Source organism: Streptomyces sp. NPDC048671, assembly GCF_055587045.1.
In genome coordinates, this window is record NZ_JBVJHB010000013.1 from 215,207 (window position 1) to 229,159 (window position 13,953).

15 protein-coding genes are annotated in these 13,953 nt (G+C 68.3%); 13 read left to right on the top strand and 2 right to left on the bottom strand.

Annotated elements, in window-relative coordinates:
* From rplO to truA, 11 genes are all read left to right on the top strand, one after another.
* The gene (rplO, locus tag ACZ6S6_RS26605; protein WP_362966942.1) at window positions 1–456 is read left to right on the top strand and encodes a 50S ribosomal protein L15; all 456 of its coding nucleotides are present in this window, start codon (window positions 1–3) and stop codon (window positions 454–456) included.
* A 224-nt stretch (window positions 457–680) separates the two neighbouring features.
* Window positions 681–2,000: a preprotein translocase subunit SecY gene (gene secY, locus ACZ6S6_RS26610; protein WP_362966944.1), complete on the top strand. Its 1,320-nt coding sequence runs from the start codon at window positions 681–683 to the stop codon at window positions 1,998–2,000.
* Window positions 2,000–2,659, top strand: a complete 660-nt coding sequence (locus ACZ6S6_RS26615) for an adenylate kinase (protein ID WP_362966946.1) — start codon at window positions 2,000–2,002, stop codon at window positions 2,657–2,659. The genes secY and ACZ6S6_RS26615 overlap by 1 nt, the downstream gene beginning before the upstream one ends.
* A 129-nt stretch (window positions 2,660–2,788) precedes the next feature.
* Entirely contained in the window at window positions 2,789–3,625 is an 837-nt protein-coding gene (gene map / locus ACZ6S6_RS26620) for a type I methionyl aminopeptidase (RefSeq protein WP_362966948.1), read from the top strand.
* A gap of 223 nt (window positions 3,626–3,848) precedes the next feature.
* Complete coding sequence (gene infA, locus ACZ6S6_RS26625) at window positions 3,849–4,070, top strand: translation initiation factor IF-1 (protein ID WP_014047798.1); 222 nt, start codon at window positions 3,849–3,851, stop codon at window positions 4,068–4,070.
* Between the two features lie 59 nt (window positions 4,071–4,129).
* Complete coding sequence (gene rpmJ / locus ACZ6S6_RS26630) at window positions 4,130–4,243, top strand: 50S ribosomal protein L36 (RefSeq protein ID WP_003956441.1); 114 nt, start codon at window positions 4,130–4,132, stop codon at window positions 4,241–4,243.
* 194 nt (window positions 4,244–4,437) lie between these two features.
* On the top strand, window positions 4,438–4,818 hold the full coding sequence (rpsM, locus tag ACZ6S6_RS26635) for a 30S ribosomal protein S13 (RefSeq protein ID WP_014047799.1): 381 nt from the start codon (window positions 4,438–4,440) through the stop codon (window positions 4,816–4,818).
* A gap of 105 nt (window positions 4,819–4,923) precedes the next feature.
* Window positions 4,924–5,328, top strand: a complete 405-nt coding sequence (gene rpsK, locus ACZ6S6_RS26640) for a 30S ribosomal protein S11 (protein WP_006376016.1) — start codon at window positions 4,924–4,926, stop codon at window positions 5,326–5,328.
* Window positions 5,329–5,466: 138 nt separating this feature from the next.
* The gene (locus ACZ6S6_RS26645) at window positions 5,467–6,489 is read left to right on the top strand and encodes a DNA-directed RNA polymerase subunit alpha (protein ID WP_024491600.1); all 1,023 of its coding nucleotides are present in this window, start codon (window positions 5,467–5,469) and stop codon (window positions 6,487–6,489) included.
* Between the two features lie 303 nt (window positions 6,490–6,792).
* The gene (gene rplQ / locus ACZ6S6_RS26650; RefSeq protein ID WP_362966950.1) at window positions 6,793–7,296 is read left to right on the top strand and encodes a 50S ribosomal protein L17; all 504 of its coding nucleotides are present in this window, start codon (window positions 6,793–6,795) and stop codon (window positions 7,294–7,296) included.
* Window positions 7,297–7,384: 88 nt separating this feature from the next.
* Window positions 7,385–8,239, top strand: coding sequence for a tRNA pseudouridine(38-40) synthase TruA (gene truA, locus ACZ6S6_RS26655; protein ID WP_469707115.1), 855 nt, complete (start codon window positions 7,385–7,387; stop codon window positions 8,237–8,239).
* A 22-nt stretch (window positions 8,240–8,261) separates the two neighbouring features.
* Here the strand turns inward: truA and ACZ6S6_RS26660 are convergent, their stop codons facing one another.
* Window positions 8,262–10,142, bottom strand: a complete 1,881-nt coding sequence (locus ACZ6S6_RS26660) for a hypothetical protein (protein WP_469707116.1) — start codon at window positions 10,140–10,142, stop codon at window positions 8,262–8,264.
* 75 nt (window positions 10,143–10,217) lie between these two features.
* Window positions 10,218–11,072: a hypothetical protein gene (locus ACZ6S6_RS26665; protein WP_469707117.1), complete on the bottom strand. Its 855-nt coding sequence runs from the start codon at window positions 11,070–11,072 to the stop codon at window positions 10,218–10,220.
* A 231-nt stretch (window positions 11,073–11,303) separates the two neighbouring features.
* Here ACZ6S6_RS26665 and ACZ6S6_RS26670 point away from each other — a divergent pair, with 231 nt between their 5' ends.
* Together ACZ6S6_RS26670 and rplM are read left to right on the top strand one after the other, a co-directional pair.
* Window positions 11,304–12,923, top strand: coding sequence for an ABC-F family ATP-binding cassette domain-containing protein (locus ACZ6S6_RS26670; protein ID WP_469707118.1), 1,620 nt, complete (start codon window positions 11,304–11,306; stop codon window positions 12,921–12,923).
* 566 nt (window positions 12,924–13,489) lie between these two features.
* Complete coding sequence (rplM, locus tag ACZ6S6_RS26675; RefSeq protein ID WP_024490227.1) at window positions 13,490–13,933, top strand: 50S ribosomal protein L13; 444 nt, start codon at window positions 13,490–13,492, stop codon at window positions 13,931–13,933.
* Window positions 13,934–13,953: the final 20 nt, after the last annotated feature.

A 13,953-nucleotide genomic window follows, 5' to 3' on the forward strand; every position in this document is an offset into this window, starting at 1 on the left:
ATGGCGGAGAACCAGCCGCTGAAGGCCCACGACCTCCGGCCTGCCCCGGGCGCCAAGACCGCCAAGACCCGTGTGGGTCGAGGCGAGGCGTCCAAGGGTAAGACCGCCGGACGTGGCACCAAGGGCACCAAGGCCCGCTACCAGGTTCCGGAGCGCTTCGAGGGCGGGCAGATGCCCCTCCACATGCGTCTCCCGAAGCTCAAGGGCTTCAAGAACCCGTTCCGCACCGAGTACCAGGTCGTGAACCTGGACAAGCTCGGCACGCTCTACCCCGAGGGTGGAGAGGTCACGGTGGCCGATCTGGTCGCCAAGGGTGCGGTGCGCAACAACCACCTCGTCAAGGTCCTCGGACAGGGCGAGATCTCCGTGGCGCTGCAGGTTTCGGTTGACGCCGTCTCCGGCTCCGCCAAGGAGAAGATCGCCGCTGCCGGCGGCACTGTCACCGAGCTGGTCTGAGACAACTCGGACACATAGGTGGCCTGAACATCCGACCGGGGATGCCTCTCATATGGGGCATCCCCGGTTGGTCGTTCCTAGGGGGGCATGTACGCCGGTAAGGTGGCGTCCGTTGCTGTGGTAAGCCCTGGACGCAAGCCGCCCGGGGACCTTTGACTGTTACGTATTCGTCAATCCTCAAGACCGTCACCTCTACGCATTGCGCGGGGGTCGCAGGAGGCACCGTGCTCACCGCGTTCGCCCGGGCGTTCAAGACGCCCGACCTGCGCAAGAAGCTGCTCTTCACGCTCGGCATCATCGTGCTCTACCGGCTCGGGGCGCACATCCCGGTCCCGGGGGTGAGTTACGAGAACGTCCAGACCTGTGTTGATCAGGCAAGTAAGGGCAACAACAGCCTTTTCGGCCTGGTGAACATGTTCAGCGGTGGTGCACTGCTGCAGATCACGATCTTCGCGCTCGGCATCATGCCGTACATCACGGCCAGCATCATTCTTCAGCTGCTGACCGTGGTGATTCCCCGACTAGAGGCGCTCAAGAAGGAGGGGCAGTCCGGCCAGGCAAAGATCACGCAGTACACGCGTTATCTGACGGTCGCGCTCGCCATCCTCCAGGGCACCGGCCTGGTGGCCACGGCCACCAGTGGCGCACTGTTCAGCGGCTGCCCCGTCGCCGATCAGATCGTCCCGAACCACTCGATCTTCACGACCATCGTCATGGTCACCACGATGACCGCCGGCACCGCCGCCGTCATGTGGCTCGGTGAGCTCATCACCGACCGCGGCATCGGCAACGGCATGTCGATCCTGATGTTCATCTCGATCGCCGCCAGCTTCCCCGGCGCCCTGTGGGCCATCAAGACGAGCGGCAAGCTCGCGGACGGCTGGATCGAGTTCGGCACCGTCATCCTGATCGGCTTCGTGATGGTGGCCCTCGTGGTCTTCGTCGAGCAGGCCCAGCGCCGTATCCCGGTGCAGTACGCGAAGCGCATGATCGGCCGCAGGTCCTACGGTGGTACGTCCACCTACATCCCGCTGAAGGTCAACCAGGCGGGTGTGATTCCCGTCATCTTCGCTTCTTCGCTGCTCTACATCCCGGCCCTGATCGTCCAGTTCTCCAACTCCCAGGCAGCCTGGGCGACCTGGATCAAGGACCACTTCGTCAAGGGCGACCACCCGTACTACATCACCGCGTACTTCCTGTTGATCGTCTTCTTCGCCTTCTTCTACGTGGCGATTTCGTTCAACCCCGAGGAAGTCGCCGATAACATGAAGAAGTATGGTGGCTTCATTCCGGGTATCCGGGCTGGTCGACCTACTGCCGAGTACCTGAGCTACGTGCTCAACAGGATCACTTGGCCGGGCTCGCTGTACCTGGGTCTGATCGCTCTTGTGCCAACGATGGCGTTGGCAGGCTTCGGTGGCGCCAACCAGAACTTCCCGTTCGGCGGGACGAGCATCCTGATCATCGTGGGTGTGGGTCTGGAAACCGTGAAGCAGATCGAGAGTCAGCTCCAGCAGCGCAATTACGAAGGGTTCCTCCGCTGATGCGAATCGTCCTCGTCGGCCCGCCGGGTGCCGGCAAGGGAACGCAGGCTGCGTACCTTGCCAAGAACCTGTCGATTCCGCACATCTCCACGGGCGACCTCTTCCGCGCCAACATCAGCCAGGGCACTGACCTTGGCAAGCAGGCCCGCGCCTTCATGGACGCGGGACAGCTGGTGCCGGACGAGGTCACGATCGGGATGGCCAAGGACCGCATGTCCCAGCAGGACGCGGTCAACGGCTTCCTGCTCGACGGCTTCCCGCGCAACGTGGGTCAGGCCGAGGCCCTTGATGTGATGCTCAAGGACGAGGGCGTAAAGCTCGACGCGGTTCTCGACCTCGAAGTCCCGGAGGACGAGGTCGTGAAGCGGATCGCGGGCCGCCGCGTCTGCCGCAACGAGAGCGCGCACGTGTTCCACGTGACGTACAACCCGCCGAAGACCGAGGGTGTCTGCGACACCTGCGGTGGCGAGCTGTACCAGCGCGACGACGACAGCGAAGAGACGGTCCGCACCCGGCTTGAGGTCTATCACACGCAGACCGAGCCGATCATCGACTACTACAGGGCACAGAACCTGGTGGTCACCATCTCCGCGCTCGGCAAGGTCACCGATGTGACCGAGCGGGCCATGGAGGCGCTCAAGAAGCCCGACGAGGCCTGAGAGCGAACCCCGCAGTACATGTGAGTGCACAGTCGGCCGCGGCGTCCATGGGCGCCGCGCCCGACTGTTTGCGGCCGTATCGTGGAGTACGCCGCACCCGTCACCGTCCACCCAGAAAGGCGCCGCGCAATGGTGCAGATCAAGACCCCCGAGCAGATCGCGAAGATGCGTGAGGCGGGGCTGGTGGTCGCTGCCATTCACGCGGCCACCCGAGAGGCCGCGGTGCCCGGCGCCACCACGCTGGACCTGGACCAGGTCGCCCGCAAGGTGATCGCCGACCACGGTGCGAAGTCGAACTTCCTCGGTTACGGCGGATTCCCCGCGACGATCTGCACCTCGGTCAACGAGGTCGTCGTCCACGGCATCCCGGACGACAAGACCGTCCTCAAGGACGGCGACATCATCTCCATCGACGCCGGCGCGATCATCGACGGCTGGCACGGCGACGCCGCGTACACGGCCTTCGTCGGCACCGGTCACGCTCCGGAGCTCGTCGAGCTGTCCCGGGTGACCGAGGAGTCGATGTGGGCCGGCATCGCCGCGATGAAGGTGAACAACCGCCTCGTCGACATCTCGAAGGCGATCGAGTCCTACATCCGCCGCCAGCCCCGCCCGTCGACCGGCAAGTACGGGATCGTCGAGGACTACGGCGGCCACGGCATCGGCACCGAGATGCACATGGACCCGCACGTGCTGAACTACGTCGCCCGCAAGCGCGGCAAGGGCATCAAGCTGGTGCCCGGTGTCTGCCTGGCCATCGAACCGATGGTCTCGCTCGGCACCGCACGCACCGAGGTGATGGCCGACGAGTGGACCGTCCTCACGACCGACGGCAGCTGGTCCTCCCACTGGGAGCACTCCATCGCCCTCACGGAGGAGGGCCCGCTGGTGCTCACCGCACCGGACTGCGGCCGCGAGAAGCTGGCGCAGTACGGCGTGGAGGCGGCGCCGGACCCGCTGGGCTGAATGAACCGCACCCGTTGGGCTGAATGATCCGCACCGCGCCCGCCGGGGTGATTGACGGTGGCGCGGAGGTCTAAGGATCTCCCGCGGTGGGCAAACTTGACGGATTCGTCTTTTGGAGTCCGCTGACGTAGACTGACTCGTCGGCTCTCGTGCATCAGTGTGCCCGTATGTATGCACACGAGTGTGCAGAGCCGATCAAGGTAGCCGATTCGAAAGGCGAAGCGTGGCCAAGAAGCAAGGTGCCATCGAAATTGAGGGCACCGTGATCGAGTCTCTCCCGAACGCCATGTTCAGGGTGGAGCTCCAGAACGGTCACAAGGTCCTCGCGCACATCAGCGGGAAGATGCGGATGCACTACATCCGAATCCTTCCCGATGACCGGGTCGTCGTGGAGCTCTCCCCGTACGACCTGACGCGTGGCCGGATCGTCTACCGCTACAAGTAGATCTTGCCCACATTCCGCTTCGGCGGGTGCTGGCACTGACCCGGAGAACCTGACATCCCATGAAGGTCAAGCCGAGCGTCAAGAAGATCTGCGACAAGTGCAAGGTGATCCGCCGTCACGGTCGGGTCATGGTCATCTGCGACAACCTGCGCCACAAGCAGCGCCAGGGCTGACGCACGACCCCCTCGCATCTCGCAGTACTTCGCGCGACGCACGTAAACGTACATACGCACTGCCCGTCCAAGCCACGGCTGACGACACCTCCGGCGGGGGCCGGAGACCCGGGCGTACCACCGCTCCCAGCGAGCGGTCGGCGATCGGGAGCGGCACTGCGGAAGACCCCCGAAATGACAACTGGAGCCATTGAATGGCACGCGTTTCAGGTGTTGACATCCCGCGCGAAAAGCGCGTGGAGGTTGCCCTCACCTACGTCTTCGGTATCGGGCGCACCCGGTCCAAGGAGATCCTCGCCACCACCGGCGTGAACCCGAACACCCGCGTTCGTGACCTGGCCGAAGAGGACCTGGTCAAGATCCGCGAGTACGTGGACGCCAACCTCCGCACCGAGGGTGACCTCCGCCGCGAGATCCAGGGCGACATCCGCCGCAAGATCGAGATCGGCTGCTACCAGGGCATTCGTCACCGCCGTGGTCTGCCGGTGCACGGCCAGCGGACCAGCACGAACGCGCGTACCCGCAAGGGCCCGCGTCGCGCGATCGCCGGTAAGAAGAAGCCGGGCAAGAAGTAGTCCTCAGCGGACGCACTGCGAACGTCCGGGTCACCGGGCATCCGCAGCATCCAGCGGTCTTCGCTGTAGGACCGATCACCTCCCCTCTCCATCTGGAGTAAAGACATGCCCCCCAAGGGTCGTCAGGGCGCAGCCAAGAAGGTGCGTCGCAAGGAAAAGAAGAACGTCGCTCACGGCCACGCGCACATCAAGAGCACGTTCAACAACACCATCGTCTCGATCACGGACCCCGCGGGCAACGTGATCTCCTGGGCCTCCGCCGGCCACGTCGGCTTCAAGGGCTCGCGCAAGTCCACCCCCTTCGCCGCGCAGATGGCCGCCGAGTCGGCCGCCCGCCGCGCGCAGGAGCACGGCATGCGCAAGGTTGACGTCTTCGTGAAGGGTCCGGGCTCCGGCCGCGAGACCGCGATCCGCTCCCTCCAGGCCACGGGCCTCGAGGTCGGTTCGATCCAGGACGTCACCCCGACGCCGCACAACGGCTGCCGTCCGCCGAAGCGTCGCCGCGTCTGATGCGCAACGGCCGGTGACGGCCGTGCGCCAGTAGCGTGGGTACGGGCGGTATGCCCCCTACGGGGGTGTGCCGCCCGTATCCTTGTTTCATCTGTAGGGCGTCAAATAGTGGGCGCCCACGACTGAAGGATTCACACCATGCTTATCGCTCAGCGTCCGTCGCTGACCGAAGAGGTCGTTGACGAGTTCCGTTCGCGGTTCGTCATCGAGCCCCTGGAGCCGGGCTTCGGCTACACGCTCGGTAACTCTCTTCGCCGTACGCTCCTCTCCTCGATCCCCGGTGCCGCTGTCACCAGCATCCGGATCGACGGCGTCCTGCACGAGTTCACCACCGTGCCGGGTGTCAAGGAGGACGTCACCGACCTCATCCTCAACATCAAGCAGCTGGTCGTCTCCTCGGAGCACGACGAGCCGGTCGTGATGTACCTGCGCAAGCAGGGTCCCGGCCTGGTCACCGCTGCCGACATCGCCCCGCCGGCCGGTGTCGAGGTCCACAACCCGGACCTCGTCATGGCCACGCTGAACGGCAAGGGCAAGCTGGAGATGGAGCTGACCGTCGAGCGCGGTCGCGGCTACGTCTCCGCGGTCCAGAACAAGCAGGTGGGCCAGGAGATCGGCCGGATTCCGGTCGACTCCATCTACTCGCCGGTGCTCAAGGTCACGTACAAGGTCGAGGCGACCCGTGTCGAGCAGCGCACCGACTTCGACAAGCTGATCGTCGACGTCGAGACCAAGCAGGCCATGCGTCCCCGTGACGCCATGGCGTCGGCCGGTAAGACCCTGGTCGAGCTGTTCGGTCTGGCGCGCGAGCTCAACATCGACGCCGAGGGCATCGACATGGGCCCGTCGCCGACGGACGCCGCGCTCGCTGCCGATCTGGCGCTGCCGATCGAGGAGCTGGAGCTCACGGTCCGCTCGTACAACTGCCTCAAGCGCGAGGGCATCCACTCCGTGGGTGAGCTCGTGGCTCGTTCCGAGGCCGATCTGCTCGACATCCGCAACTTCGGTGCGAAGTCGATCGACGAGGTCAAGGCGAAGCTGGCCGGTATGGGCCTGGCGCTGAAGGACTCGCCTCCCGGCTTCGACCCCACCGCCGCGGCGGACGCGTTCGGCGCGGACGACGATGCGGATGCGGGTTTTGTGGAGACCGAGCAGTACTGATTCGCCTCCGGCTGGGGTGCGTGTCCTTGTGATGGGCGCCCCGGACCGGGCGAGGGCTTTGTCCTCAATCGACGGACGGGCTTGAATTTCGGGCTCGGGTGCGAGGGGGGTGTCCTCAAGCGCCGGACGGGCTTGGATTTCGGGCTCGGGCGTGAGAGGGGTGTCCTCAAGCGCTGGACGGGCTTGATATGCGGGTTTGATGTCGAGTGCGTGTGGCGGATGAATACTTCCGTGTGGCGACCGCCGCTCGGGAACTGACACCGGTACCTGATACGGCCGGTGCAGCACACAAGGAGAAATACCATGCCTCAGCCCGCCAAGGGCGCCCGTCTGGGCGGCAGCGCTGCGCACGAGAAGCACCTTCTCAACAACCTTGCGAAGGCGCTGTTCGAGCACGGCCGCATCACCACGACCGAGGCCAAGGCCCGCCGCCTGCGTCCGGTCGCGGAGCGTTTCATCACCAAGGCGAAGAAGGGCGACATCCACAACCGTCGCCTGGTGCTGCAGTCGATCACGGACAAGGGCATCGTGCACACGCTCTTCACCGAGATCGCCCCGCGGTACGAGAACCGCCCCGGTGGTTACACCCGTATCACCAAGATCGGCAACCGTCGTGGCGACAACGCCCCGATGGCCGTCATCGAGCTGGTCGAGGCCCTGACCGTGGCGCAGGCTGCCACCGGTGAGGCCGAGGCCGCCACAAAGCGTGCGGTCAAGGAAGACGCCCTCAAGAAGGACGAGACCCCGGTCGAGTCCGTCGAGGACGCCAAGCCGGCCGAGGCTGACGAGGAGTCGAAGGACGCCTGAGCGTTCTGAGACCACTGGGCGGGCCCGCATCACCCTTCGGGGCGGTGCGGGCCCGTTCTGCTGTGCACGGATCTTGAGAGGATCGCTGGTGAGTGACGTAGTGGAGCCCGGTTTCGTACGGGTGCGGCTGGACCTGGCCTACGACGGCAAGGACTTCTCGGGCTGGGCGAAGCAGACCGGCCGGCGGACCGTCCAGGGGGAGATCGAGGATGCCCTGCGCACGGTGACCCGCTCCTCGCGGACGTACGACCTGACCGTGGCCGGGCGCACCGATGCCGGGGTGCACGCCCGCGGCCAGGTCGCGCACGTGGACCTGCCGGCCGAGGTGTGGGCCGAGCACGCGGACAAGCTGCTGCGGCGGATGGCCGGGCGGATGGCGTCCGATGTGCGGATCCGGCGGATCGAGGAGGCGCCGGCGGGGTTCAACGCCCGCTTCTCGGCGCTGTGGCGCAGGTACGCCTACCGGGTGGCGGACCGGCCGGGCGGGGTGGACCCGCTGGTGCGGGGTCATGTCCTGTGGCACGACCGGCCGTTGGACGTTGCCGCGATGAACGAGGCGGCGGCGCGGATGACCGGGGAGCACGACTTCGCCGCGTACTGCAAGAAGCGCGAGGGTGCGACGACCATCCGTACCTTGCAGAAGCTGAGCTGGGTACGGGACGAGGCGTCCGGGATCATGACGGCGACCGTGCAGGCCGACGCGTTCTGCCACAACATGGTGCGGGCGCTGATCGGCGCGGCCCTGTTCGTGGGGGACGGGCGGCGCCCGGCGGCCTGGCCGGCCGAGGTGCTGGCGGCCCGGGTGCGGGACCCCGGGGTGCATGTCGTGCGGCCGCACGGGCTGACGCTGGAGGAAGTCGCGTACCCCGCCGATGAGTTGCTGGCGGCGCGGGCGGTCGAGGCCCGTAACGTGCGGACCCTGCCGGGGGCCGGCTGCTGCTGACCGGAGGGGCCCGTACGAGGGGTCAGGCCGTGGCCTGACCGCGCCTGCGCAGCGCGCCCGTGAGCGACCCCGCCGCGTACAGCGCCGCACCGCTCAGCAGTGAGGAGCGGAACCAGCCGATCTGCGGGCTCCACCACGCGAAGGCGGCGGCCGGGGCGAGGACCAGCAGCATCAGTGTCCGGATCAGCAGCCGGCGCGGGGTGTGCGGGGGGCGGGGCTCCGGCGGATGGCCGCCGCTGTCCGTGGACATCGTGTCGCGCATCCCCGCCAGGAGTCCGCGCCTGGCCAGCACCCTGGCTCCGGGGAGCTCACCGAGGACCTGGGTCTCCCCTCCGAAGCCCGGTGGCACGGGCGGCAGGCCCAGGGCCGTCACCAGGTCCTCCTGGTGCCCGGCCGGGTCGCCGGTGGAGCGCAGTATGTGGGCCAGGGGGCGCGGGTCGGCCTGCTGGTAGAGGTGCGCGAGGCTCTGCGCGGTGGCCCGGACCTCGGTGTGGTCGGGGGTGGGGGACTCGGTGTGCCAGGTGTGCGTGGCGTGCGTCCGGCCCTGGTGGAGGGCGGTGATGCTGCTGCGCCCCGGCGCGCGGTGCAGGACCAGGGCCGGCCAGCTCTCCCCGGTCGTGAAGGTCTCGGCCGCCGCTGTCAGGGGCTCCTCGGGGAGCAGCGCCGTACGCCGGCTGCGGACGGCCTCCGGGACCACCTCGACGTAGCTGGAGCCCTCGCCGGCCGGGGCCGTACGCAGGGAGTAGCCGCAGAGCAGGGCGGCCTGGGCGACCTCGGCCGGGGGAGCGGGCACGATGGCGACCGTGCGCGGGGCCAGCTCCGCCCAGTCCGGGGCGTCCGCGTCGGTGGCGGGCGGCTCGGGCGGGCGGCGGAAGAACGGGACCTGCGAGGCGAGGTCGATCCGGACGTCCGAGCGGGCTTCGAGGAACTCGGTGAGGGGGTCGCCGAGCCGGGCCCAGGGGAACTCCGTGGCGTGCACCCCGATGGCCCGGAACACGTCGAGGGCCTCGGCCGGCCGGTCGTCCATGATCAGCATCAGGGCCAGCTCGTTGCGGAAGCCGGCCGCCTCGCGTTCGCCCGCCGGGTAGCTGCCGGAGAGGCCCAGGGCCCGGGTGAGGGCCGCCTCGGTCTCGGGGCCGTACGGGTCGGGGCCGTCCGGCCCGTCCGGTCCGTCCTGCGCGGACAGCCGGTACTCCAGCGCCGCCCGCAGCGGCAGCGCGTGCAGCTTCGAGCCGGGCGGGGCCGATGCCGCCACCCGCTCGGCGTACCGGAACATCTCCTCGTGCGAGCCGAACCACTTGGCGCACAGGTACTGCAGGGCCTGCTGGTGGCAGCCGGAGTGGTGCGGGTCGCGGGCCCGCGCCTCGGCCAGATACGCGTCGAAGACCTCGCGCGGGGCCTGGATGCCGCGGGCGTGCGTGAGGGCGATGCGCCACGGGACCGGGTCGGCGGGGTTCAGCTCGGCCGCGGCGCCGATCACCGGTACGGCGTCCTCCAGGAGCGCGAAGAAGGCCTGGAACCGGTCGCGTTCCACGTCCTCGGCGCCGGCGTCCGTCCGTATCCGCCAGGCCTGCTGGAGCTGGAAGTCGGCCACGACGAGGATCGCGTCCGGGTCCCCGGGCGACTCCTGGACCCAGCTCTCCAGCCAGCCGTCGTGGTGCAGCGCGGTCCGGGCCAGCCGGCTCACGCAGGCGTCCCTGCGTTCCCACTGGGCGTGCGTCCGGGTGGCGGCGAGGAGCTCCCGGGCCGGTGCGTGGTCTCCGGCCACCGCCGCGGCGAGGGCGGCGCGCAGCGGGGTGTCCGGCGCGTCGAGGGCCACGGCCTCGTCGGGCGCGAGGTCGGTGCCGATCGCGTCGCGGTGGCGCACGATGCGCAGGAACGCGAGCGGGAAGGCAAGGCGCACAGCGGCAGATCCCCCGCATCGGGAAGAGGTGACTGAACGGAGTGGCTGAAAGGGAGGGAAGCGACCGAGACCGGGTCAGGTGGTGGGGGCGGTGGCGGCTGCCGATGCCTGGACCTCGCCGCGGTGGCGGATCTGCCGGAACGTGAAGTTCGTCAGGTCGTCGCCGACGGCGAACACGTTCTTGTCGGCCTTGGTGACGCTCTTGCCGCTGGTGAAGCCGCCGACCGTGAAGTAGGCGTACCGGCCGTAGGAGTTGGCCGTACGGCGGCAGACGGTTCCGCCGCGGCAGAAGGTCGGCACACCCGAGCCGCTCAGCGACGCGATGCCGCCGGAGGCCTGCTCGGCGGCCTTCTTGGCCTGGGCCTCGGTCTTGAAGACCGCCAGCCCGATGGTCACGGCCACGCCGTCGCGGCTGTACGTGGCACGGATGACCTGGTCGCAGCCGTTGCCGGCGAGGATGGAGCCGAGTGCGCCCTGGGTGGTCGCGGCGCAGTTCGTGGTGCGGTTCGTGGCGCCCTTGGCGTAGACGCGGTCGCCCATCTTCAGCTGCTTGCCGGGGAAGAAGGCGTCGGCGCTGACGGGCGCCCGGTCCTTCTTCACGTCGGATATGTAGTCCTTCGGGTCCGGCGGGGGCGGCGGCTGCACCGAGGAGAAGGACGGCTCGGGCTGCGCCGTCTCGCTCGGCAGGTCGGTCGCCGAGGGCAGCTGGCTCGCGTTCTTCCCGCCGGACGCGGCGGAGTCGTCCTTGTTGGTCGAGATGACGGCCGTGGCCACGATCGCGGCGACCGCGGCGGTGGCCACCGCGCCCCCGCCGATCATCAGCCACCTCTTGCGTCTGGCCCGCGCCGCGGACTGCTCGGCCAGCGCCGCCCAGTCCGGAGTCCCGCTGTCGCCCGGCCCCCAGGAGGGCCCCCCTTGCCCAAAGCTCATGCGGCGAATCCTAGTGCCCCTCCCGGCGATGTCTGCCCCGTCGCGTCGTCCAGCACGCACGCTCGCGGCGTTGGCCAAAAGCCCTGGTAGCTCCGCTACAAGGACTTCTGTCCGCCTTGCGATCGCACGCACTGGACGACGCTCCTTACGGGACAAACATCGCCGGTCACGGCACTGGACGGAACACAAACCGGTTGGGCCAGAGCTTCGCGGGCCGTGACAATGCTGTACATGGGACATCTTGAAGCAGGCCATCTGGAGTACTACCTACCGGACGGGCGGGTGCTGCTCGGCGATGCTTCGTTCCGTGTGGCGGACGGGGCGGTGGTCGCCCTCGTCGGGGCGAACGGCTCCGGGAAGACCACCCTGCTGCGGCTGCTCGCCGGGGAGCTCCAGCCGCACGGCGGCTCGGTCTCGGTGAGCGGCGGGCTCGGGGTGATGCAGCAGTTCGTCGGCTCGGTGCGCGACGAGCGCACGGTGCGTGACCTGCTGGTTTCCGTCGCCCAGCCCCGTGTCCGGGAGGCCGCGCGGGCCGTCGACCTGGCCGAGGAGAAGATCCTCACCGTCGATGACGAGGCCGCGCAGATGGCGTACGCGCAGGCGCTGAGCGACTGGGCCGAGGCGCGCGGGTACGAGGCCGAGACGGTCTGGGACATGTGCACGACGGCGGCGCTCGGCGTCCCGTACGAGAAGGCGCAGTGGCGCGAGGTGCGCACGCTCTCCGGCGGTGAGCAGAAGCGGCTGGTGCTGGAGGCGCTGCTGCGCGGGCCCGACGAGGTGTTGCTGCTCGACGAGCCGGACAACTATCTGGACGTCCCCGGAAAGCGGTGGCTGGAGGAGCGGCTGAAGGAGACCCGTAAGACGGTCCTCTTCGTGTCCCACGACCGGGAGCTGCTGTCCAGGGCCGCCGAGAAGATCGTCAGCGTGGAGCCCAGCGCGGCCGGCAGCGACGTATGGGTGCACGGTGGCGGATTCGCCACGTACCACCAGGCCCGCAAGGAGCGCTTCGCGCGCTTCGAGGAGCTGCTGCGGCGCTGGGAGGAGGAGCACGCCCGGCTGAAGGCGCTCGTCCTGCGGATGCGGCAGCAGGCGGCGAACAGCCCCGACATGGCGAACCGCTACCACGCGATGCAGACCCGCTTCAAGAAGTTCGAGGACGCGGGCCCGCCGCCGGAGCCGCCGCGCGAGCAGGACATCAGGATGCGGCTGCGCGGCGGCCGGACCGGGATGCGGGCGGTGACCTGCAAGAACCTGGAGCTGACCGGCCTGATGAAGCCGTTCGACCTGGAGATCTTCTACGGGGAACGGGTCGCCGTCCTCGGCTCGAACGGGTCGGGCAAGTCGCACTTCCTGCGGCTGCTGGCCGGCGAGACGGTGGCGCACACGGGGGAGTGGAAGCTCGGGGCGAGGGTGGTGGCCGGCCACTTCGCGCAGACCCACGCCCACCCGGAGCTGCTCGGCAAGACGCTCGTCGAGATCCTGTGGACGGAGCAGGCCAAGGACCGGGGCGGTGCGATGTCCGTGCTGCGGCGGTACGAGCTGGAGCGGCAGGGGGACCAGCCGTTCGAGAAGCTGTCCGGCGGACAGCAGGCCCGGTTCCAGATCCTGCTCCTTGAGCTGTCCGGCACGACGGCGCTGCTGCTCGACGAGCCGACCGACAACCTCGACCTGGAGTCGGCCGAGGCGCTCCAGGACGGTCTTGAGGTGTACGACGGGACGGTGATGGCCGTCACGCACGACCGGTGGTTCGCGAAGTCCTTCGACCGGTATCTGGTTTTCGGCTCCGACGGGGTCGTCCGGGAGACGGCGGAGCCGGTCTGGGACGAGCGGCGGGTGTCGCGAGTGCGGTGACGCCGGTGCGGGGTGCGGGGTTTTGTCCTCAATCTCCCCCATAGCCTTAAGGGCATGGGGGGACCCCCTCGACGGGCTTGATTTGTGCGGGTGCCCCGCAGGGGCGCTTTCCGGGTGGGTGGGGGGTGGTGCCCCTCCGGGGCGTCTCCTCGAAAATGGCGTGTTCACCCGGGTCCGAGAGGGACCCGGGTCGTACGCCATTTCCTGCGGGGACTCCCCTGCACGTCCCCACCCCTGCATCACGCGCGTCTGCACACCGGCGAAGCTGCTGCCGCAGACGCGCAAGCCCGTCCGGCGATTGAGGACGGAACCCCGGGCCGGGGCCGGGAACCCGTCGCGGGTGACGCGTTTTGACCCGTCCGGGGCGCGGCGGGTACTGTCGGGGATTGTTATACGTATTGGCTTCGTCGTTCTCACGCGAAGGGCCCTTACGTAGGTTCTCTGGAGCAGTTACCAGTGGCTCGCATACGGGCAGCGTTCCCGGCATTGTGAGGCCCCAGCTGCATGATCGCTTCAGAGGTGCCGTGTGTCTGGACCCCATCCACTGAAGAAGCGAAGGCTACGAAGTGCGTACGTACAGCCCCAAGCCCGGCGATGTCACTCGCCAGTGGCACATCATTGACGCCGAGGACATCGTCCTGGGTCGTCTGGCCACCACGGCTGCGAACCTCCTCCGAGGCAAGCACAAGGCGATTTACGCCCCCCACATGGACATGGGCGACTTCGTCATCATCATCAACGCCGAGAAGGTTCACCTCTCCGGCAACAAGAAGACCCAGAAGATGGCGTACCGCCACTCCGGGTTCCCGGGCGGCCTGCGCTCCGTGCGCTACGACGAGCTCCTCGCGAAGAACCCCGAGAAGGCTGTCGAGAAGGCCATCAAGGGCATGATCCCCAAGAACACTCTGGGTCGCCAGATGATCTCGAAGCTCAAGGTCTACGCGGGTGACCAGCACCCGCACGCTGCGCAGCAGCCGGTCCCGTTCGAGATCACCCAGGTCGCGCAGTAGTTTCGGCCTCCCCCTAAGAC